Raw genomic sequence first — 21,803 nt, 5'->3', positions numbered from 1 at the left:
CGGCCGAGAACGCCCGAAGGAGAAGACACCGCATGACCATTCAGGACACCAGGGAACCGGGACCCGCCGATGCGGCGGACCTGCCGGACGCGGTCGCCGTCATCGGCCTCGCCTGCCGGTTCCCCGGCGCGCGCGACGCCGACGCCTTCTGGGCGAACCTCGTGGACGGCCGGGAGACCGTCGGTTTCCGCACGCCCGGGGAACTCGCGGCCCTCGGGGTCCCGGCCGAGCGCCTGGCCGACCCCAGGTTCGTGCCGGCGGGCGGTGTCCTGGACGGCATCGACGAGTTCGACGCCGAGTACTTCGGGATCCCGCCCCGCGAGGCGGCGCTCATGGACCCGCAGCACCGGCTGTTCCTCCAGTGCGCGGTGACCGCGCTGGAGGACGCCGGCCTGCGGGCCGAGGGCTTCGACGGTTCGATCGGCGTGTACGCGTCGGCGGGCTTCAACTCCTACCTCACACACCATCTGTTGCCCCACGCCGGGGAACTGGGCGACCGCGCGGACGTCCAGTGGCTCGCCTCCGGCGACAAGGACTACCTGGCCACCCAGACCTCGTACCGGCTCGGGCTCACCGGGCCGAGCATGAGCGTGCAGAGCGCCTGCTCCTCCGCGCTCGTCGCCGTGCACCTGGCGAGCGAGGCGCTGCTCAGCGGCGAGTGCGACGTGGCCCTGGCCGGCGCGGTGTCGGCGGGGGTGGCGCAGGGACACGGTTACCTGCACTCCGAGGGCGGCATCCTGTCGGCCGACGGACACTGCAGGCCCTTCGACAAGGCCGCCACCGGCACCGTGTTCGGCAGCGGCGTGGGCACGGTCGTCCTCAAGCGGCTCGCCGACGCGGTGGCCGACGGCGACACGGTGCGGGCGCTGCTGCTGGGCTCCGCCGTGAACAACGACGGTTCCCGCAAGGTCGGGTTCACCGCCCCCGGCATGGACGGTCAGGTCCGGGTGATCTCGGCCGCGCAGGCAGTCGCCGGGGTCACCCCCGACGAGGTCTCCTACGTCGAGGCGCACGGCACCGCCACCGCGCTCGGAGACCGCATCGAACTGGCCGCCCTGGCCAAGGTCTTCGGATCCGACCCCGACGCGGAGCGGGTGCTCGGCGCGGTCAAGTCGAACGTGGGGCACCTGGACACCTGCGCCGGCATGGCCGGATTGATCAAGACGGTGCTCTGTCTGCACCACCGCACCCTCGTCCCCACCGCCCACTTCGAGCGGCCGACCGACGGCCTGGCCGAGACCGGGTTCCGCGTCCTGACGACGGCCGAGGACTGGTCCCGCCCGGACGGGTCGCGGATCGCGGGCGTCAGCTCCTTCGGGATCGGCGGCACCAACGCGCACGTGATCCTCCAGGACCCGCCGCCGCTGCCGCGCCCCGCCCGGCCCGCGCCGCGGGCCGCCGAGTGGGAGGTGCTCCCGCTGTCGGCGCGCACGCCCGAGGCGCTGGAGCGGGCCGCGGCCCGGTTGGACGTCGCGCTCGCCGCACCCGACGCGCCGGACCCGTCCGACGCCGCGCACACCCTCCAGATCGGGCGCACCGCCCACGCCTGGCGCGCCGCGGTCCCCGTGCCGCGCAGCGGATCCGCCACACCGTTCGCCGCGGTCCGGCCCGTCCGGGCCGCCGACCGCGAGCCGGACGTCGTCCTGCTGTACCCCGGCCAGGGTGCCGGGGCGCCCGGCCTGGCCGCCGAGATGTACGAGACGGAACCCGCCTTCCGCGAGTCCCTGGACCGTGCGCTGGAGGCCCTGGAGCCCTGGACGGGGGCGACGCCCCGGGCGCTGCTCCTGGACCCCGCGCACCCGGACCTGTTCGACCGCACCGAGGTGGCGCAGCCGGCGCTCTTCGCCGTCGAGTACGCGCTGACCGCGTGGTGGACGGCCGCGGGGATCCGCCCCGTCGCGCTGGTCGGGCACAGCGTCGGGGAGTTCGCCGCGGCGTGCGCCGCCGGGGTGTTCACCCTCCCGGACGCGGCCCGGCTGGTCGCCGAACGCGGTCGGCTGATGGCGGGCATGGCCCCGGGCTCCATGCTCGCGGTACCGCTCCCCGAACGGGAGACACGGGCGCACCTGGAGCGGCTCGGCCGGGAACTCGGCTCCGAGTCGGGGACCTTGCCGGAGATCGCCGCCGTCAACGCGCCCGACCGCTGTGTGGTGGCGGGTGATCCGGGCGCGGTGGACCGCTTCGCCGCGCTGCTGGCCGACCAGGGGGTGACGGGCCGCCCGCTCGGCGTCCGGCACGCCTTCCACAGCCGGCACGCCGACCCGCTGGTGGAGGAGTTCACGAAGCTGGTGGCCTCGGTGCCCGCCCAGGCGCCCGCCGTCACCGTGGTGTCGACCCTGACGGGGCGCGCCCTGACACCGCAGGAGGCCCGGTCGCCCGAGTACTGGGCGCGGCAGATGCGGCGGACCGTGCGCTTCGCGGACGCGCTCGCCGCCCTGCCGGAGGGGGCCGTGCTCGTCGAGGCGGGCCCCGGGCAGGCCCTGTCGGGGTTCGCCCGGCGGAGCCCGGCGGCCGAGCGGCTCGTCCTGCCGTCCCTGTACGCCCCGGACTCCGGCGCGGCGCAGGACCGCCCGCCGGCCCGGTTGACCGCCCTCGCCGGGCTGTGGGAGCGGGGGGTGGTCGTCGACTGGTCCGCCCTCGGGGAGCGGGCGGGACGACGGCGCGTGCCGCTGCCCGGCTACCCGTTCGAGCCGGCCCGCCACTGGTTCACGCCGACGGGCGCTCCCGTGGCCGGCCGGTCGCGCCCCGAGGCACCGGAGCCCGCCGGGACCACTTCCGTCGGGGCCGCGGGCGGCGCCGGGGGTGTAGATGGCTCCGCGTCCGCGGGTTCGGTCGACGAGTGGCTCCGCGTGCCGTCCTGGTCGCAGGCGGCGCCGCCCGTCGCCGACCCGCACGGCGCTCCCGGGGCGGTCCTGCTCCTGGCCGACGAGGCCGGGTTGGCCGACCGGATCGCCGCGCGGCTGGTCCGGGCGGGCGCCGAGGTCCACACCGTACGGGCCCTCCCCCGCACCCCCGCCTCCCCGGTTGGCGCCGACGGCGCCGGGACGGGTCCGACGGCGGTGCGGACGGTCGACCCCGAGGACCCCCATGCCTTCACCACGCTCGTCGGTGAGCTGGCCGACCGGGGCCACGTGATCGACGCGGTCGTCTCCTGCTGGGCGGTCGACGCCCTCGACGCGCGGCGGGCCGACCCCGACGAGGTGGCGCGCGGCGCCCTGCTCGCCCTCACGGTGCCCGCCGAGCTGGCGCAGGCCCTGAGCGGCGCCTTCCCCGGCCGGCCCGTACGGACGCTGCTGGTCAGCGACGGAGCCCACGGCGTACACGGCCGTGCACCCCGCAGCCCGCAGGCGGCCACGGCCATGGGAGCCGTGCGCGCGCTGCCCGGCGAACTGCCCGGGTTCACCGTGGGCGCCCTCGATCTCGACTGCGCGCCCCACGACGCCCCGGCGCTGGAACGCGCCGCCGACGCGGTCCTCGTCGAGCTGCGCGCGGCGGGGCCGGTGGCGCCGCTGATCGCCGTCCGGGGGCGGGCTCGTCTCGTGCCCGGCTGGGAGCGGCCCGCACTGCTCCCCGGGGACGAGGCGTCGACGTCGTCCACCACGGCCCTTCCGGGCGGCGGTTGGCTGGTCACCGGCGGCCTCGGCGGCATCGGTCTGGCCGTCGCCGGGCGCCTCGCCCGGGACGGCGGTCGCACGCTGCTGCTGATGGGCCGGCGCCCGGTGCCGGACGGTCCGGGCTGGACCACGATCCGCCCCGCGGGCGCCGCGCCGGCCCCCGACTGCCCGCCGGAGCAGGCCCGTGCCCTGGCCGAACTGACCGGACACGGGACGGCCGTCTGCCTCGTCCAGTGCGATGTCACCGACGCCGGGGAGCTGGAGTCCACCCTCGGGCGGATCCGCGCCGCGCACGGCCCGATCGCCGGGATCGTGCACGCGGCGGGCCTGCCCGGGGGCGGCACGATGGCGTTGCGGACCCGGCGGGACGTGGCCGGGGTCCTGGCTCCCAAGGTGCGCGGAACCCTCCTGCTGCACCGGTTGACGGCCGACGACCGCCCGACCGTCGTGCTCTGTTCCTCGGTCCTGTCGGTCACCGACGCCGCCGGGCAGGCCGACTACAGCGGCGCGAACGCCTTCCTCGACAGCTACGCGCACACCGACGACACCCTGGTGTCCATCGGCTGGGACCGCTGGTCGCAGACCGGCATGGCGGTGCGCCACGCCCTCGGGAACACCCCGGGCGAGGCGGGCGACCCGCTGGACCACCCGCTGTTCGAGGCCCGTCACACCGGCGGGGACGGTTGGACAGCGCTGAGGCTGCGCACCGGCCCGGACACCGACTGGCTGTCCGCGGAACACCGGTTGTCGGACGAGCCCGTGCTGCCCGGCACGGCGCTCCTCGACCTCGTGGTCGCGGCGCACGCCCTGGTGGCGGGTCCGGGGGCGGTCGAGCTGGACGCCGTGTTCACCCGGCCGCTGTGGCTGCCGGAGGCCGACCCCGCGGTGGTGACCGTACGGCTGCGTCCCGCGGCGGGAGGCGGGCACGACTGGGAGGTGTGCTCGTCCGCGTCCGCCCGACCGCACGGCCAGGGCCGGATCGCCGCGTACGACGGCCCCGCCCCCGGGCCGACGGCCCCCGACGGGGCGACCCTCGACACCGAGGTCACGGCCGGTGGGGTCCGGCGCCCGGACGCCCCGGCCGGGGACCGCGTCCCGACGGGCGCCGTGGGACTGACCACCGGCCCCCGCTGGGACTGCCTCGACGGGATCCGTCGGGGCGACGCGGAGGCGGTGCTGACACTGCGCCTGCCCGAGGCGTTCCACGGCGACCTCTCGGCGCATCCGCTGCACCCCGCGCTGCTGGACGTGGCGACGGGCGCCGCGGCCGGCGTGTCGGGACGTCATCTGCCGGTCGCCTACCGGCGCATGATCGTCCACCGGCGGCTCGGCGCGGCGCTGCGCGCCCACGTGGTGATGCGGTCCGGCGACCCCGCCGCCGACGACACCCTGGTCGCGGACGTGTTGCTCACCGCCCCGGACGGTTCCCCGCTCGTGACGGTCGAGGGGTTCGTGCTGCGCGCGGTCACCGCGCCCGCCGGCGCGGACCTCCCGGGTGCGCCCGGCAGGCCTGCGGACACCGACGGCATTCCCACCGGGCGGGGTCTGCTCGCCCTCGAACGGATCCTCGCCAACCGCCACCTGCCGCACGTCCTGGTGAGCCCGCGCGCCGGCCTCGCGCACCCACTGCCCGGCACGGCCGGCGGACCGGCGGTCGGCGCGGAGGCCGCACGCCGCACCGACGCCCCGGACGACACGGCGCGGCCCGTGGACCCCGACGACGTCGGGCAGCGGATCGCCGAGGTGTGGTCCCGGATGCTGGGCGTGCCCCGGATCGGCGCCGACGACAGCGTCTTCGAGCTGGGCGCGGACTCCCTGACCATCGTGCAGATCACCGCCGAACTCCAGCGCATCGGCCTGGCCGTGGCGCCGAGCGACCTGTTCGCCCACCCGACCGCGGGCGGCCTCGCCGCCCACCTCCGCGACGCGGCCGAGGCCGCGTCCGGGGGACGCGCGGTGTCCGGGACACCCGGGGCCGGCCGACCGGCCCCCGCCGTCGACACACCGCCCCGCGCGGACACCGGCGCCTTCCCGGACGCCGATCTCAGCACCGAGGACCTGGCACAGGTCATGAACCTGTTCGGGTTCGGAGAGGACAAGAAATGAACAACATCGAGGACATCTACCCGCTGTCGCCCGCACAGGAGGGCATGCTCTTCCACAGCACGACCTCTCCGGAGCACGGCCTCTACCTGGAGCTCACCACCTTCCGCGTCAGCGGGGACCTCGACGTCCAGGGCCTCACGGCGGCCTGGCAGGCCGCCGCCGCCCGGCATCCCGTCCTGCGCACCGCCTTCGTCCACGAGCGGATCAGCGCACCGCGGCAGGTGGTCCTGCCGTCCGCCGAGGTGCCCGTCGACTTCCGTGACCTGTCGCACCTCGACGGCACCGCGCGGGACACGGAGATCGCGGGTGAGCTCGACCGCAGGCGCCGCGAGCCCTTCGACCTGACCCGCCCCCCGCTGATGCGGCTGCTCGTCCTGCGCCTCCCGGACGAGCACCTCCTCGTGTGGACCTATCACCACCTGCTGCTCGACGGTTGGTCGGCCGCCCTGCTGATGGCCGAGGTCACCGCGACGCTCGGCGGCGCGGACCCGGGTCGCCCGGCGCCCCCGCCGTTCCGCGACCACATCGCCTGGCTGCGCGATCAGGACGCCGACCGGGACCGGGAGTTCTGGACCGATCACCTCGCCGGGTACCGGGAACCGGCCACCCTCACGCTCCCGGGGACCCGCCCCGGGGCCCGCCCCTCGGGCGACTACCGCAGGGTGTCCGCGACCCTGTCGGCCGGGACCACCGACCGGCTGCGGGCCCTCGCGGCGTCCCGCTCGACCACGCTCGGCAGCGTGGTGGAGGCCGCCTGGGCCGGGACCCTGGCCCGGTACAGCGGCAAGCAGGACGTGGTGTTCGGCGTCACCGTCTCCGGCCGCCCCACCGGCCTGGACCGGGCCGCCGAGATGATCGGCATGTTCATCAACACCGTCGCGACGCGCGCCCGCATCGATCCGGAACTGCCCGCCGACGCCTGGCTGTCACGGTACGCACAGGCCCGGCACCCCATCCTGGAGCACCAGCACACCCCGCTGACCGACGTGCAGCGGTGGGCCGGGCTCCAGCCGGGCGTCGCGCTCTTCGACTCCGTGGTCGTGTTCGAGAACTACCCGGACGAGTCGCGGGCCGTGCTCTCCGGCGGGGCGGTCATCACCGACGTCCGCTACGAGACCCGCACGAACTACGCGGTGACCCTCGTCGTGCGGACCGGTGGGGAGACCCACCTCCAGGCGATCGTGGACTCGGCCCGCTTCGACGAGGGCGAGGCCGAGGCCCTGCTCGCCCACGTCGCGGCCGTCCTCACCCGGTTCGCCGAGCGCCCGCAGACGCCGGTGAGCGAACTCCTCGCCGTCCCCGAGCCGGTCCGCGCGCTCCAGCTCGACCGCTGGAACGGCGCCGACATCGACCGGACCCCGCCGCGCGCGTTCCTGGCCGACCTGATCGGCGCGGCCGTCCGCGACCGCCCCGACCACCCGGCCGTGGTCGCCGGATCGACCACGTACGACTACCGCGCACTGGACGCGCGGGCCACGGCGCTGGCCCTGCGGCTGGTCGACCTCGGGGTGCGCGCCGGCGACCGGGTGGCGGTCTGCCTCGGTCGCGGCGCCGACCTGGTCACCGCGCTGCTCGGCGTCGCGCGGGCGGGCGCCGCCTTCGTGCCGCTCGACCCCGCGCACCCGGCGGACCGGATCGCGTACGTACTGAAGGACGCCGCGCCGGCGCTGGTGCTCACCGACGGCACACCGCTGCCCGGTCCGGAGTCCTGGAACGGCGCCGTGCTCGACCTGTCCCGGGAGACGCTCCCGCACGGGGCGGGCGAGGACGGCACCCGACCCGACCCGGCGGCCCTGCCCGACGCGGACCCGGACGGGCTCGCCTACCTCATCTACACCTCGGGCTCCACCGGCAACCCCAAGGGCGTCGCGGTCGGCCACCGGGCGCTCGCGAACCTCGTGGACAGTCTCGCCTTCCGGCACCCCGGTCTCACCGCCGAGGACCGTTTCCTGGCCCTCACCACGCTGACCTTCGACACCTCGCTGGCCGAGCTGCTCGTACCGCTGGCCGTCGGCGCGACCGTCCACGTCGGCCACCGTTCGCTGGGACTGAGCGGCACCGAGCTGGACCGGTACGTCGAACGGCACGGCATCACGGCCCTCCAGGCGACCCCCTCCCGGTACCGGGCGCTGCTCGACTCCGGGTGGCAGGGCGTGGGCCGGCCGCGGCTCTACAGCTGCGGCGAGGCGTTCCCGCCGGACCTGACGGCCCCGTTGACCGAGCGCGGGTCGAGCGTGTGGAACATGTACGGGCCCACCGAGACCACCGTCTACTCCAGCGTGGAGGAGATCCGCAAGGACACCGTGCGGGTCACCGTGGGGCGCCCCCTGTCCAACACCGTGCTGCGCGTCCTCGACCCGGCCGACGGGCTGCTGCCGATCGGCTGCGTGGGCGAGCTGTGCATCGGTGGCGACGGGGTCGCCGAGGGCTACTGGAACCTGCCCGAACTCACGGCGGAGCGCTTCGTCGGCGACCCGTTCACCGAGGGCCGGACCCGGATGTTCCGCACCGGTGACCACGCCCGGGTGCTGCCCGACGGACGGGTGGAGGTCCTGGGCCGGATCGACCGGCAGCTGAAGCTGCGCGGGTACCGGATCGAGCCGAGCGAGATCGAGGCGGTGCTCCTGGACCTGACCGAGGTCGCGGGGGCCGCCGTGGCCGTGCGGGACGGCCGGCTGGTCGCGTGGACCGTGCCGGCGGACCGCTCCGCCGTGCTCGAACCCGACTGGTTGGCGGGTGAGTTGCGACGTCGGCTGCCGTCGTACATGATTCCGGAAACCTTCGTGGGGCTGGCCGAGCTGCCGATGACGCCGGCGGGCAAGACGGACCTCCTCGCGTTGCGGGCGCCGCTGCCCGCGCCGGAGGGGACGCCCGACGCCCCCGCGCCGGAGGTCGCCGGCACCGAGGAGGCACGGGGGCGGGAGGAACTGGTCGCGAAGCTGTTCCGGGACGTGCTCTCCCTGCCCGAGGTCGGGCTCGACGACGACTTCTTCGAACTCGGCGGCGACTCGCTGCGGGCGATGCGACTGGCGTCCAAGCTCCAGGCCGAACTCGGCGCCGAGTTGGACATCGAGCTGTTCTTCGACGCCTCCACGGTCCGGGAACTGACGGCCGCCCTCGCCGAGGCCCTCCCGGAATCCGGCTGACGGCACCCGGAGACGGCCCAGGGCGCGCCGACCGGGCCGGCAGAGCAGACACACACCACACACACCGATGGGAACACGCGTGATGGCCACCCTTCTCGAACCGGCCGACGACCGGCTCGACACCCTGCTGTTGAGACGGTGGGACGGCGCCCCCGAGCGGGTCGCCGTCGTCGACGGCGACCGCGAGATCACCGCGGGCGAACTCCGGGACCGTTGCCTGCGGGTCGCCTCGCTGCTGCGGCGGCGGGGGGCGCGTCCCGGAGACCGGGTGGCGGTCTACGTGGAGCGCTCCGCGGAGTTCGTGGTGGGCGTGAGCGGTGTGGTCCTCGCCGGCGCCGCCCAGGTGGCGTTCGACGCGAACGACCCGGTGGAACGCACCCTCGACATGCTGGCCGACTGCCGGCCCCGGCTGCTGATCACCACCGAGGCCCTCCGGTCCCGGCTCCCCGCCGGGCTCGACGTCGAGGTGGTGACGGTCGAGGAGTGCGCGGCCGAGGCGCCGGTCGGCGCGTTCGAGACCGCCGCCGACCTGGCCGAGCAGCCCGCCGTGGCCATCTACACCTCCGGCTCCACCGGCCGCCCCAAGGCGTCCCTCATCCCGCACCGGGCGGTCGCCAGTCGCCTGAAGGCGCTCCAGCGCGCCCACGGGCTGGGCGAGGACGACCGGATGCTGCACCACACCGCGTGCAGCTTCGACATGTTCCTCATCGAGGTGTACTGGCCGCTGATCACCGGTGCCACGATCGTGATCGCCGCGCCGGGACGCCAACGCGACGCCGACTACCTCGCGCGGACGATCCGCGAGGCGGACATCACCACCTTCTACTGCGTGGTCTCCCTGCTCGACCTGTTCCTGTCGGCCCGCGGCCCGGAGGAACGCCTCGACGGGCTGCGCCGGGTCCTCACCGGCGGGGAACCGCTCGGCCCCGAGCTGGTCCGCCGCTTCCACGCGCGGTCCACCGCGCCGCTCACCAACCTGTACGGGCCGAGCGAGTGCACGATCTACTGCACGGCGTGGGTCCCGCCCCGGGACACGGAGCTGGACACGGTGTACATCGGCCCGGCCATCGAGGACACCACGTTGCGGATCCTCGACGAGGACGGCCGTCCGGTGGCCGACGGGGAGCCGGGCGAGCTGTACATAGGCGGTGCCGGTCTCGCCCTGGGCTACCTCGACCGGCCCGAGCTGACGGCCGAGCGGTTCGTCCCGGACCACCTCGGCGATCCCGGCGACCTCCTCTACCGTTCCGGGGACCTCGTGCGGAGCCACCCGGTGGGCGGGCTGGAGTTCCTCGGCCGGGTGGACCTCCAGGTGAAGGTGCGGGGCTACCGCATCGAGCTCGGCGAGATCGAGGCCGCGGCCCTGCGCGTCCCCGGGGTCCGCCAGGCCGCCGCGGTCGCGTGCGGATCCGGCGGCGAGGCGCGCCTGGTCGGCTTCCTGGTCGTCGAGCCGGGATCCGACCCGCGGGCCGTGACCGCGGCCGTCCACGCGGCCCTGCGCTCCGCGCTCCCCGGGTACATGGTTCCCGCCGCCCTCACCGTGCTGCCGGAGCTGCCGCTGACCGCCAACGGCAAGCTCGACCGGACCCTGCTGGCGGAGCGGGCCGTCACGGCGCTGCCCGCCACCACCGCGCTGGAGATGCCCGCCGGGGAGGCGGGCGAAGTGGAGAAGCTCGTCGCCGACGTCTGGTGCGAGGTGCTCGGCCTGCCGGCGATCGGCCTGCACGACGACTTCTTCGACATCGGCGGGGACTCCTTCAAGGTGATCCGGGTGACCCGGAAACTGGAGAAGCTGCTCGGCTTCGAGGTGCCGATGCACCTGGTGTTCGACGAGCCCACCGTCGCGGAGTTCAGCGCCGCCCTCGCCGAGCGGCACGAGGAGGAACAGTGAGACCCCGGACCCCGATCCGCTCGTTCGACGACCTCCGCCTCCACGCGCCGGACCTGTCCTCCCCCGTCGTCACGCTCTTCAGCGGGGGCCTGGACAGCACGTACCTGCTGCTGCGGCTGGTGCGGGCCGGCGTGCGGGACGTCCACGCGCTCAGCGTCGACCTCGGCGAGGACGAGAGCAGCGCGCACAAGCAGGCGCTGGCCGACCAACTCGGCATCCGGCTGCACCTGGTGGACGCCCGCGCGAGGTTCGCGGAGGAGTACGTCCGCCCCGCGATAGCCGCGCACGCGGTGTACCTCGACACCCACCCGATCAGCAGTTCCCTGAGCCGGCCGCTGATCGCCGAGATAGCCGTGGACACGGCGCGAGAGCTCGGCGCCGGCACGGTGCTGCACACCGCGAACCGCTCGCAGAACACCCTGCGCCGGCTCAACGGGGCCCTGGACCTGCTCGGGTTCGCCGGGCGCCACGGCAGCCCGTACGACCTGACACCCGTCGACCGGGGTCGCAAGATGCACGAGTTGAAGGAGGCCGGGCTCGACCAGCTGAACGAGCGGCTGGTCAGCGGCGACTCCAATCTGTGGTGTCGGGAGTTCGAGTCGGGGATCCTCGACGACCCCGAGGACCACGCCGTGCCGGAGGAGCTGTACCGGTGGAGCGTTTCCCGGCCCGGTACGGGACCGGAGGAGATCGAGATCGGGTTCGACCGGGGCCGGCCCGACTCGGTGGACGGTCGTGCCCTGCCGCTGACGGAGCTCGTCGAGACGCTCAACCGACGGGTCGGCGCCCACGGCATCGGTCGGTACTCCGGGCTGGAGCACCTGGCCGGGGGACAGAAGGTCCTGGAGGTCAGGGAGATGCCGGCGGCGACGCTGCTGCTGCGTTCCCACCGTCACCTGGAGACGGCGACGCTGCCCGCGGAGACGATCAGGGAGAAGATGCACCAGGAGCAGATCTGGGTGCGCGAGGCGCTGGAGGGCCGTTGGTTCGACGGTCTGCGGCGGGCGAGCCAGGCCTTCGTGGACGTCTGCTCGCAGGGCGTCACCGGCACGGTCCGTTGGCGGCTCGGTGCGGGGACCGCCGTGACGCGGGCCATCGTCGCCGAGGAACCGCTCTACCTCCGGGACCGCGAGGCGTGGGAACACTCCTCCGTCGCCGCCGAGCGGGGCTCCTTCGATCCGGCTCGCGTACCGGACCCGGAAAGGGCGTACCGCGCGTGACGCGCGCCGACGGCCCCGGGGGCGCGGCGCGGGACCTGCCCGTGTTGGTCGTCGTCTACGGGCGCGGGGCGGCCACCCCGCTGGGGATCCTGGACACGGCGCGGGGGCGTTGCACGGTGGTGTTCCTCGGCGACCTGGGCGATCCCCTGGTCGCCGCGGACCTGGCCCCGGTGTCGAGGAGAACGCGGGTGATGGACACCGGCGGGTTGACCGAGGGGCAACTGTGCGCGCTCGTGCTCGGGTTGGAGCCCGACGGTGTGCTGACGTTCAGCGACGCGCTGCTGCGGGCGACCGCGGTGGTGGCGAAGGCCTGCGGTCTGCCGTTCCACGAACCGGACACCGCGCAGGTGTTGGTGGACAAGTTCCGCCAGCGCGAGGCCCTGGCGTCGGCCGGGGTCCAGAGCACCGTGTGCCGGCTGATCCGCTCCGCCGGGGACCTCGCCCCGGCGCTGGCGGCGACCGGGCTGCCGGCGGTCATCAAGCCGCGGGCCGGGTGCAGCAGCACGGACACCTGCCGGGTGGACAGTGCGGAGGAACTCGAGGCGCGGTACGAGGAGTTCACCGCAGGGGTGGCGGAGCCCCGCACGTACGTGCTGGAGGAGTACCTGGTCGGCGACCCCTCGGCGGTGGGGGACTTCTGGGGCGACTACGTCTCGGTCGAGTCGGTGACCAGGGAGGGTGACACCAGGACGGCGGGAGTCACGGGCAAGTTGCCGACGGCGTACCCCTTCCGGGAGACCGGCCTGTTCGTTCCGGCCGAACTCCCCGAGGACCTCGTCGAGCAGGTGGTCCGGCTGGAGCGGCGGGCGTTGCGGGCACTGGGCGTCCGTGAGGGGGTGACCCACACGGAGATCAAGTTCACGCCGGAGGGCCCCCGGGTGATCGAGGTCAACGGACGCATCGGCGGCGGCATCTCCGACATCCTGAAGCGGTCGTCGGGAGTCGACCTGCTGGCCCATGCCGTCGAGTCGGCGCTGGGCGCCTTCGACCCGCCCGAGCCGGTGCTCGGGCTCGACGGACCCGACCGCAGGGTCGCCTTCCAGTACCTCGTGTCCCCGCCGTCGGACGCCTGCGTCCCGGGCGGGGAGGAGCTCCTCGACGACCTCTATGACATTCCCGGCGTCGATCTGGTGGACGTCGCCATCGACCCGGGATGGCGGGCCGACTGGCGGGCGGGGACGGAGTGGATGCTGGGGACGGTCTACGGCTCGGCCCCCGGGTTCGCCGAACTCCGGGTCACCCTGGAGGCCGTCCAGGACCGCATGGGCGCCTTCTGGTCCGAGGTCGAGGGCAGGCCCCGCTCCGCACGAGGGAGTCACACGGACCCGGCCGGCTGAGTCGGCCGGTGCGGCCCGCTCGGCCGCCGGGCCGCCGGGCCGGACGATCGGGGGCCGGCCCTTCCCGCGGCCGGCCCCCGGCGATCAGGCGCCCCGTGCCGGGCGCCCCGCCCAGTCCAGGCACACCACCGTGGCGTCGTCGGTGGACTCGATGCCGGCGCCGCGGTGGCCCGCGAGGTGTTCCAGGATCGCCCCCGGCACCTGGGAGGGCGGCAGGAGGCGGGTGCTGGTGATGGCCCGGGCGAGTGCGCGCAGGCTGTAGCCCTCACCGGCCGGCGAGGCCACGTCGTAGACCCCGTCGCTCGCGAAGAGGAGCCGGTCCCCCGGCTCGACCCGGAAGTCCTGGCAGGTGTAGACGGTGTCCTCGAACATCCCGAGGGGCAGCTGCGCCTCCAGCTCGACGGCCTCGACGTTCCCGTCGCGCAACCGCCAGACCTTCGGCGACCCCGCGTCGACGATCTCGACGCGCCCCGTGTCCAGGTGGAAGTCGAGCAGCAGCATCGCCAGATGGCGCTCGCCGCGGTACTGCCCGTAGACCGCCTGGTCCGCGAGGGAGGCCTGGTCCACCAGGCCCAGCCCCGCGCGGCGCGCGTTGCGCACGGCGTTGACCGCCAGGTTCGTCAACAGCGCGGCGTCGATCCCGTCACCCATGCCGTTGTTCACGCCGAGGAACAGGCGATCGGCCGAGGTCGACCAGTCGAAGCTGTCGCCGTAGATGGCGTAGGCGGGCTCCAGCTGCGCGCCGAGGCTGTACTCGGGACGGGCGCAGGAGCGGCCCGGGAGCAACTGCCACTGCATCTCGGCGGCGAGGGTCAGCCGGTCCGTGCGCCGCGCCTGACGGAAGAGGTCGGTGTCCCGTTCGGCCACGAGGAGCTCGTGGCCGAACGCGTCGGCCACGAGCCCCAGCTCGTCCCTGACCTCGGGCGTACCCGCACCCTCGGGCAACGTGACGCTCAGCACTCCGAGCCGGTCTCCGCGCACGCTCACCGGCAGGTGGACGACGACCCGCTCGTCGCCGTGCACGAGGTACGGCTCCTGGGCGCCGAAGGCCCGGCCGGGAGCCGTGGAGTACACCGACACCGGCTCGGCGCCGTGCGGCGGCGTGGTCAAGGGTTGCAACCGGGTCATGGAGTAGTCGGCCAACAGCAGCTCGACGGACAGCGCTCCGTGGCGTGCGACCAGCAGCGCGCGGATCTCGTCGAGCAGCTCGTGGGGTGCCGCGGCGCGCAGGATGCGCTCCACCGAATCACTTGGGGGCACGGGGTGCGGCCTGCCTCTCCTCTTCGTGGGTGTGGACGCGATGTGTGCATCCGGTAGAGGAGTGTCACACGCGTCGCGGGCCCGGGCGTACCGGTGTGCCGCCAACCCCGCCCGGGGCGCCTGGTTCCGGGCCGGGCGGGCGTGGCGCGCCGATCTTCGACCGCGTCGGGCACCACCGGGCGGAAGCGACATCCGGGGCGCGGCGGTGGCAGAGTGGCCTCATGCCCCCTCTCGACGACCTCCCCGTCACGGAAGCCCACCCTTCCGTCACGACCGGCGCGGTCGCGGAGCTGCTCGAAGTACTGCTGGCACGCGGCCAGGACACCACGACCCCGGCGATATCGCCCTCGCAGCTGCGTGCGCTGCTCGTCGTGGAGCAGTCCGAGGGCATCAACCTGCGCACCCTGGGCGCCATGCTCGGCTCCCGACCGCCGTCGGTGACGCGTCTGTGCGACCGGATGGAGGCCATGGGGCTGCTGACCCGCTCGCGCAGCCGGACCAGCGGGCGCGAGGTCGAGCTGTACCCGACCCGGCAGGGCCGGGCGCTGCTGGACGAGTACCGGGCGATCCGGCTGCGGGAGCTGGCCGCCGTGCTCGACCTGATGGAGCCGGCCGCGATCGAGGCGCTGATCGTGGGCCTGACGGGGTTGCGGCAGGCGGCCGAGAACCTCTTCGCCGCAGGGGCGCCGGCGGCGGGACCCGAGGCGACGGTGGCCCCGCACGGGGCCGCGGCCCGGGAGTCGACCACCAGGGGCGCCGGCGTCGGACCGCTGCGGACCAGCCGGCTGTCCGACACGGCCTGACGTGCTCGGGGCGAGCGCGACGGATCCCGGCCGCTGGTCAAACCCTGATGATTGACCAGTTAAAATATTGCCTGATGGCAAATGATCGCTCTAGTCTCGCTCCGGACGCACCAGGCGCCCGTCGGGCCTGCGCGCTGTGTGGCGAGAGGGGAAAAGCAACGCCATGGGGAGCGCTCTCGGCCTGGGGTCCTCGCACCCTGCCGACAACCCGGCACCGCTGTCACGCGCGGTGGTGAGCCCGCCTCGGCAGGCCACGTCGATCGACGAGGACCGCTCCCGTGCGCTGTGGAGCGGCCTTCCCCCGCGCGTCCTGCTCATCGAGGACGACGAGGGTGACGCCCTCCTCGTCGAGGAGCTGGTCGCGGACAGCGGAGTCGACGTCCGGCTCGGTCGCGCGGGCTCCCTCGCCGAGGCCCTGCCCCGGCTGAAGGGCGAGGCGCCGCAGTGCGTCCTGCTCGACCTGCATCTGCCCGACGCCCACGGGCTCGACGCCCTCAACAAGGTGCTGGCGAACGCCGCCGAGGCCGCCGTGGTCGTCCTCACCGGTCTCTCGGAGGAGCAGGCGGGTCTCGCCGCCGTCGCGGCCGGGGCACAGGACTACCTGGTCAAGGGCCGCCTGGAGGCAGACGTCTTCATGCGCGCCATCCGCTACGCGATCCAGCGAAAGCACACGGAACTCGCGGCGGCCTCCCTCCAGGCGAGCAGGCTGCGCGCGGAGGAGAACTCCCGACTGGAACGCGGCCTGCTGCCCACGCCGCTCCTGCTGGACGACACCGTCGCGGTCTGTGCCCGGTACCAGCCCGGTCGGGCCCAGGCACTCCTCGGCGGTGACTTCTACGACGTCGTCCAGACACCGGACGGGGCGACGCACGCCGTCGTCGGTGACGTCTCGGGGCACGGCCCGGACGAGGCGGCGCTCGGCGTGTGCCTGCGCGTGGCGTGGCGGGCGTTCGTGATGGCCGGCGCCCGCGGTCAGGACCTCCTGGAACTGTTGGAGAAGATCCTGGTCGCCGAACGTTCCGGGCCCGAGATCTTCGCCACGCTCATCGCGGTCACGCGCCCGCCGGGCTCGCCGCACATCAGCGTGCAGCGGGCCGGGCACCCCGGCTTCCTGGTGCGCTCCTCGGCGGGCGTGCGCCTGGAAGAGGTGCCCGGCGGCCCCGCCCTGGGCATCGTGCCCGACTGGGACACCCGGTGGCCCGTCGTCCAGGTACCCGTCGAGAACAAGGGGGCCGTGATGCTCTTCACCGACGGCCTGATCGAGGGCAGGATCGGCTCCGGCTCGGACCGCCTCGACGAGGACGGCCTGTTGGACATCGCACGCCGCCACAACGACCTGCCCGCCGACGCTTTCGTCGACACCCTGATCCACACCGCCCAGACCCTCGCCGCGGACAGCGGGGGGCTGGCCGACGACGTCGCCGTACTCCACCTCGAATGGAACACCTCCTTGTGAGTGCCCCGGACCCGACAGCCCCCCCGACCCCCCGTACCCGGCGTACCCGGCGTACCCGGCTGAGCCTGCGCGCGTGGTTCATGGCCGTGCTGGCACTGCTCGGGGTGATGGTCGTCGCCACGGCCGTGGTCGGCGCCGCCCTGCTGTCGAAGACGACGGCGGCCGGTGACCGACTCGTCGACCGGATCGCGCCGGCCCAGCGGGAGGCCCTGCGCCTGGAGTCCGCCCTGCTGGACCAGGAGACCGGAGTCCGCGGCTACCTGCTGACGCGCGACCCGAAGCTGCTGGAGCCCTACGAGCGCGGCCTGGAGAACGAGCGCGCCTCGTCCCGGAGGCTGGAGACGCTGCTCGACGACGAGAGCGGCGCCCGGACCGAACTGGCGGCCGTCGAGGAGGCCGCGCGCGCCTGGCAGGACTCCTTCGCCTCGCCGAGCCTCGCGTCGGCGAAGGCCGGGACGACCGGGCCGTCGGTCCAATTGGGCAAGGACCGCTTCGACGAGGTCCGCGACCGCGTCAAGACCCAGCAGACCCGACTCGACACCGTGCAGGCCGACGCCCGCACCACCTTCGCCCAGGCCCGCTCCGAACGCGACCACGTCCTGCTGGCGATCGTCGTGGCCTTCCTCGTGACCGGCCTCAGCCTCGCCGTGCTCCTCCAGATGAGCGTCGTCCGGCCGCTGGCCGAGGTCCGGGCCGCGTCCCGGCGGGTGGCGGCGGGCGCGTTCGACGAGGAGATCCCCGAGACGGGACCCTCCGACCTGCGCTCCCTCGCCCGTGCGGTGGAGGCCATGCGCCGCCGGACCGTCGCCGAACTGACGGCCTCCCGCAGCAACGCGGAGCAGCTCAAGCAAACCGCCGCGGACCTCGACGCCCAGGCGGTGGAACTGCGCCGCTCCAACGCCGAGCTGGAACAGTTCGCGTACGTCGCCTCGCACGACCTCCAGGAACCGCTGCGCAAGGTCGCCTCGTTCTGCCAGCTCCTGGAGAAGCGCTACGGGGACCGGCTCGACGAGCGGGGCAGCCAGTACATCGGCTTCGCCGTCGACGGCGCCAAGCGCATGCAGGTCCTGATCAACGACCTGCTCACGTTCTCCCGGGTGGGCCGGGTCCAGGACGCCCGGGAGACCGTCGCCCTGGACGGCACCGTCGACCGGGCCCTGCGCAACCTCGCCACCGCCATCGAGGAGAGCGGGGCCGAGATCGTGCGGCCGGAACGCCTGCCCTCGGTGTCGGGCGATCCCACCCTGCTCACCATGCTCTGGCAGAACCTCGTGGCCAACGCCGTGAAGTTCCGCTCCCCCGACCGCCCCGCGCGCGTCGAGATCGCCCTGTGCGACGACGAGGAGGGAACCGGGGCCGAACCCGGCTTCCACACGTTCACCGTCACGGACAACGGAATCGGGATCCCGGCCGAGTTCGCCGACAAGGTGTTCGTGATCTTCCAGCGCCTGCACGGCCGGGAATCCTACGGCGGCACGGGGATCGGCCTGTCGCTCTGCAAGAAGATCGTCGAGCACGCGGGCGGTCGTATCCGGATCGACACCGCCCACACCGGCGGAACGCGGATGGTCTTCACCCTGCCCGTACTCACCGACGACGGGCCCGTGGCAGGATCCGGCTCCGTGGCAGGATCCGATTCCACCTCCGTGGACGCGAACGCGACCGTACCGACCATCGAAGGAAGTACCGCATGAGCACCCCCCTCCCCAGGCCGCAGAGCCAGCCGGCGGAAGTCCTGCTCGTCGAGGACGACGCGGGTGACGAGCTCATGACCCGCGAGGCCTTCGAGGACAACAAGATCGGCAACACGCTGCACGTCGTCCGGGACGGCCTGGAGGCCCTGGACTTCCTGTACCGCAGGGGCGACCACACGAACGCCCCGCGCCCCGACCTGATCCTCCTCGACCTGAACCTTCCCAAGTACGACGGTCGGCAGGTCCTCGAACAGATCAAGAACGACCCCGATCTGAGTCACATTCCGGTGGTCGTCCTCACCACGTCGGCGGCGGAGGAGGACATCCTGCGCAGCTACAAGCTGCACGCCAACGCCTACGTGACCAAGCCGGTGGACCTCGACCAGTTCATCCGGGCCATCCAGCAGATCGACGACTTCTTCGTCACCGTGGTGAAACTGCCGCGGTCCGTCTGATTCGCGCACCACGACCGGGTGTGACCGGTCGGACCGGATCAACCGACATCGAAGAGAGAGAAAGGTGGAGCACATGGACGCTCACACGTTCCCGGGTGGCGATGACGCGCGGTGCCGCGTCGAGACGCGTTCCGAGGGCGACGTCCGCGTCGTCGTGATGGCGGGCGAGTTCGACATGGACAACGTGGACGAGCTGCGCAGCGCCCTGGACCCCGAGGCCGCCGGCATCGCCCGGTACGTCCTGGACGTGGCGGGGGTCACCTTCGCGGACTCGACGACGCTGAGCGTCATGCTCCAGCCGGCCCTGAACCGACCCGTGATCCTGGCCGGGGTGGTGCCGCCCCGCCTGGGCCGGCTCCTCGACATCACGGGTGCCTCCCAGGTCTTCGCCGCGGCCCCGACGCTGTCCGAAGCCATGATCATGACCGTGCCTTCCCAGCGTCATCGACCGTGATCCACGGGCCGGGCAGGGCACCGATGTTTGCCGCTGCGATTGCCGGCGCGGCTACAGGGCAGTCGAGTAGCGTCCGCGTCTGACGGGAGCGATGAGAGGTGAACGTGCGATACGACGTGAACGGACCGGCGCAGCCCGTTCCGCACACCGCCATGGAGGCGAGGGACCGCGTGCGGTTCCTGCTGGGCTCGGCGGGACTCGTCGGTGTCGGCCCGGACGGGGAGGACGTCCTGACCGACGCGCTCCTGGTGACGTCGGAATTGGCGACGAACGCCATCCGGCACGGCGGCGGGATCACCGGATTCAACGCCTCGGTGTCGGAGAACGGTCTGCGCCTGAGCATCAGCGACCCCAGCGGCGACCGCCCCGTCACCCTGCCCCGCCAGGCCGGCACGTTCCTCGCCGGCGGCTTCGGCTGGCCCCTGATCCAGCGCCTCTCGCACAGTGTGACCGTCACCCTCCTGCCGGCGGGCGGCAAGCGCGTCACGGTGCTCGTACCGCTCGCCGTGCACTCCGTGGCGACCCACCGGACCGGTAACCTCGACCCCCGCCTGGACCTGGACCTGGACCCCGGTCTCGGCCTGGACTCGGTCCCCGGCCACGATCGGGACCGCGACCGTGTGTCCCCTCGGAGTGACGCCGCGTCCTGATCGGTCGCCGGGCGATCCCGAACGGTCACGACCAGCCACGACCGGTCTCAGGCAGGCGCGCTCATCCGCATGCTGAGATGCGACGCCACGACCCGGGACTCTCGTGGCAGACTCCCCGCCATGCCGCACCAGTTGATTATTGGCGCCGGCGTGCGGGCCCCGGACTGACCGAGCGATTCGCCCTCGGTCCCACCGCCCGCACGCAGACCTCTCGCATCCGCGAGGGGTCTTTTTGTTTTCCACCCCGCCTGCCGACCCTCCCCGACCCCTCTCCGACCTCGCCTCCGACCCCGACCGCCGACCCCGACCACGGTCCCGACCGCCGCCCGCGGCCGGGCGCGCGCCCGGGTCTGCCTCGGCCCGTTCCGCCTCCCAGGACAGGAGCCCGCCCCATGACCGTCAGCGACACCCTCCCCACCGTCGACATCGCCGCACGCCGGTCCGCTTCCCGCGCCGTGCCGCCCGCCCCGCAGGACGCGGAGGAGGACTCGTACGCGCTGACCCTCACGCTCCGGGACGGCGGGCACGCCCTCTCCCGCATCGTGACCGTGCTGAACAGCCTGTGTGTCACGGAGCTGACCTTCCGGGCGTCCGACGAGGCCCCCGCACGCTGCGAGATCGTCGTTCCGGCCGCGGACGCCCCCCGCGCCCGGGCCAGGCTGCTGCGTTGCGTCCACGTACTGGACGTCACGGCCCGGCGCGTGCGGCGCCGAGCGCCGTGGAGCGACCGGGACCACGCCGAAGACCTGCCCGGACGTCCTGGGTAGGGTGACGCGACAGCACATCGCGAACAGCATCGAGGAGCAGACGTGAGCGAGCCGGCGTCCATCGCCCTGCAGCAGGAGATCGCCCGGGACCTGCAGGTCGCCGAGACATTCGACGCCGAGCGGGAGATCGAGCGTCGGGTCGCCTTCCTCACCGAGCGACTGACCTCCACCGGTCTGCGCTCCCTCGTGCTCGGCATCAGCGGCGGCGTGGACTCGACCACCGCCGGCCGGCTGTGCCAACTCGCCGTGGAGCGGGCCCGGGCGGCCGGACACGAGGCGCGGTTCCACGCGATGCGGCTGCCCTACGGGGTGCAGGCCGACGAGCACGACGCCCGGCTCGCGCTCTCCTTCATCCGGGCCGACCACGTGCTGACCGTGGACGTCAAGCCCGCGAGCGACGCGGCCCTGGAGGCCTCGCTGGCCGCCGGCGTGGACTTCCGCGACGCCCGTCACCAGGACTTCGTGCACGGCAACATCAAGGCCCGGCAGCGCATGATCGCCCAGTACGCGGTGGCCGGGACGCACGACGGTCTGGTCGTCGGCACCGACCACGCCGCGGAGGCCGTGTCGGGGTTCTTCACCAAGTTCGGTGACGGCGCCGCGGACCTGGTCCCGCTGACCGGGCTGACCAAGCGCCGGGTGCGCGCCGTCGCGGACGCGCTGGGCGCGCCCGCCGAGCTGGTGTGGAAGGTCCCGACGGCCGACCTGGAGACCCTCGACCCGGGCAAGGCCGACGAGGACGCCCTCGGTGTCACCTACGACGACATCGACGACTTCCTGGAGGGCAAGCCGGTGGACGAGCCGACCTTCGCCACCATCGTCGGGCGCTACCGACTGACGGACCACAAGCGCCGACTGCCCGTGGCTCCCTGACGCTCCGGCCCCGGGCGCCGGGTGACGGATCGGTGAAAGCGGTGGGCGTGGCCGCCCGGCCCCGGGGCGACCGCCCC

14 protein-coding genes are annotated in these 21,803 nt (G+C 73.9%); 13 read left to right on the top strand and 1 reads right to left on the bottom strand.

Annotation, left to right across the window (positions count from 1 at the left end):
- Positions 1–32 precede the first annotated feature (32 nt).
- The 5 genes from ACQEVM_RS12900 (at position 33) to ACQEVM_RS12880 (ending at position 13,314) form a co-directional block, all read left to right on the top strand.
- Positions 33–5,720 (top strand): SDR family NAD(P)-dependent oxidoreductase, encoded by a 5,688-nt coding sequence (locus ACQEVM_RS12900; RefSeq protein WP_433078069.1) that lies wholly within the window; start codon positions 33–35, stop codon positions 5,718–5,720.
- Positions 5,717–8,866, top strand: coding sequence for a non-ribosomal peptide synthetase (locus ACQEVM_RS12895; protein ID WP_433078067.1), 3,150 nt, complete (start codon positions 5,717–5,719; stop codon positions 8,864–8,866). Before ACQEVM_RS12900 ends, ACQEVM_RS12895 begins: the two co-directional genes overlap by 4 nt.
- A gap of 82 nt (positions 8,867–8,948) precedes the next feature.
- Entirely contained in the window at positions 8,949–10,757 is a 1,809-nt protein-coding gene (locus ACQEVM_RS12890) for a non-ribosomal peptide synthetase (protein ID WP_433078065.1), read from the top strand.
- Complete coding sequence (locus tag ACQEVM_RS12885; protein WP_433078063.1) at positions 10,754–11,977, top strand: argininosuccinate synthase-related protein; 1,224 nt, start codon at positions 10,754–10,756, stop codon at positions 11,975–11,977. Before ACQEVM_RS12890 ends, ACQEVM_RS12885 begins: the two co-directional genes overlap by 4 nt.
- On the top strand, positions 11,974–13,314 hold the full coding sequence (locus tag ACQEVM_RS12880) for an ATP-grasp domain-containing protein (RefSeq protein WP_433078061.1): 1,341 nt from the start codon (positions 11,974–11,976) through the stop codon (positions 13,312–13,314). Before ACQEVM_RS12885 ends, ACQEVM_RS12880 begins: the two co-directional genes overlap by 4 nt.
- 84 nt (positions 13,315–13,398) lie before the next feature.
- Here ACQEVM_RS12880 and ACQEVM_RS12875 read toward each other — a convergent pair whose 3' ends face one another.
- Positions 13,399–14,574: a PP2C family protein-serine/threonine phosphatase gene (locus tag ACQEVM_RS12875; protein ID WP_433078059.1), complete on the bottom strand. Its 1,176-nt coding sequence runs from the start codon at positions 14,572–14,574 to the stop codon at positions 13,399–13,401.
- Between the two features lie 221 nt (positions 14,575–14,795).
- Between ACQEVM_RS12875 and ACQEVM_RS12870 the strand changes: the two genes are divergently transcribed.
- From ACQEVM_RS12870 to nadE, 8 genes are all read left to right on the top strand, one after another.
- A complete protein-coding gene (locus ACQEVM_RS12870) occupies positions 14,796–15,377 on the top strand; it encodes a MarR family winged helix-turn-helix transcriptional regulator (protein WP_433078057.1) in 582 nt (193 codons plus the stop codon).
- Between the two features lie 163 nt (positions 15,378–15,540).
- Positions 15,541–16,833 carry a PP2C family protein-serine/threonine phosphatase gene (locus ACQEVM_RS12865; protein ID WP_433078055.1) on the top strand — a complete coding sequence of 431 codons (1,293 nt, stop codon included), beginning with the start codon at positions 15,541–15,543 and terminating at the stop codon, positions 16,831–16,833.
- A gap of 80 nt (positions 16,834–16,913) precedes the next feature.
- The gene (locus ACQEVM_RS12860) at positions 16,914–18,527 is read left to right on the top strand and encodes a sensor histidine kinase (protein WP_433078053.1); all 1,614 of its coding nucleotides are present in this window, start codon (positions 16,914–16,916) and stop codon (positions 18,525–18,527) included.
- Positions 18,524–18,982 (top strand): response regulator, encoded by a 459-nt coding sequence (locus ACQEVM_RS12855; protein ID WP_433078051.1) that lies wholly within the window; start codon positions 18,524–18,526, stop codon positions 18,980–18,982. The genes ACQEVM_RS12860 and ACQEVM_RS12855 overlap by 4 nt, the downstream gene beginning before the upstream one ends.
- 73 nt (positions 18,983–19,055) lie before the next feature.
- Positions 19,056–19,436: an STAS domain-containing protein gene (locus ACQEVM_RS12850; protein ID WP_433078049.1), complete on the top strand. Its 381-nt coding sequence runs from the start codon at positions 19,056–19,058 to the stop codon at positions 19,434–19,436.
- Between the two features lie 98 nt (positions 19,437–19,534).
- Positions 19,535–20,086 carry an ATP-binding protein gene (locus ACQEVM_RS12845; protein ID WP_433078047.1) on the top strand — a complete coding sequence of 184 codons (552 nt, stop codon included), beginning with the start codon at positions 19,535–19,537 and terminating at the stop codon, positions 20,084–20,086.
- Between the two features lie 392 nt (positions 20,087–20,478).
- Complete coding sequence (locus ACQEVM_RS12840) at positions 20,479–20,853, top strand: hypothetical protein (RefSeq protein ID WP_433078045.1); 375 nt, start codon at positions 20,479–20,481, stop codon at positions 20,851–20,853.
- A 42-nt stretch (positions 20,854–20,895) separates the two neighbouring features.
- Positions 20,896–21,726, top strand: coding sequence for an ammonia-dependent NAD(+) synthetase (gene nadE / locus ACQEVM_RS12835; RefSeq protein WP_433078043.1), 831 nt, complete (start codon positions 20,896–20,898; stop codon positions 21,724–21,726).
- Positions 21,727–21,803 lie beyond the last annotated feature (77 nt).

The sequence above is a fragment of the Streptomyces sp. CA-243310 genome, assembly GCF_050936775.1.
GTDB lineage: Bacteria > Actinomycetota > Actinomycetes > Streptomycetales > Streptomycetaceae > Streptomyces.
Note: the sequence above shows the minus strand (reverse complement) of the source record. Positions and strands in the feature narration are given on the sequence as shown.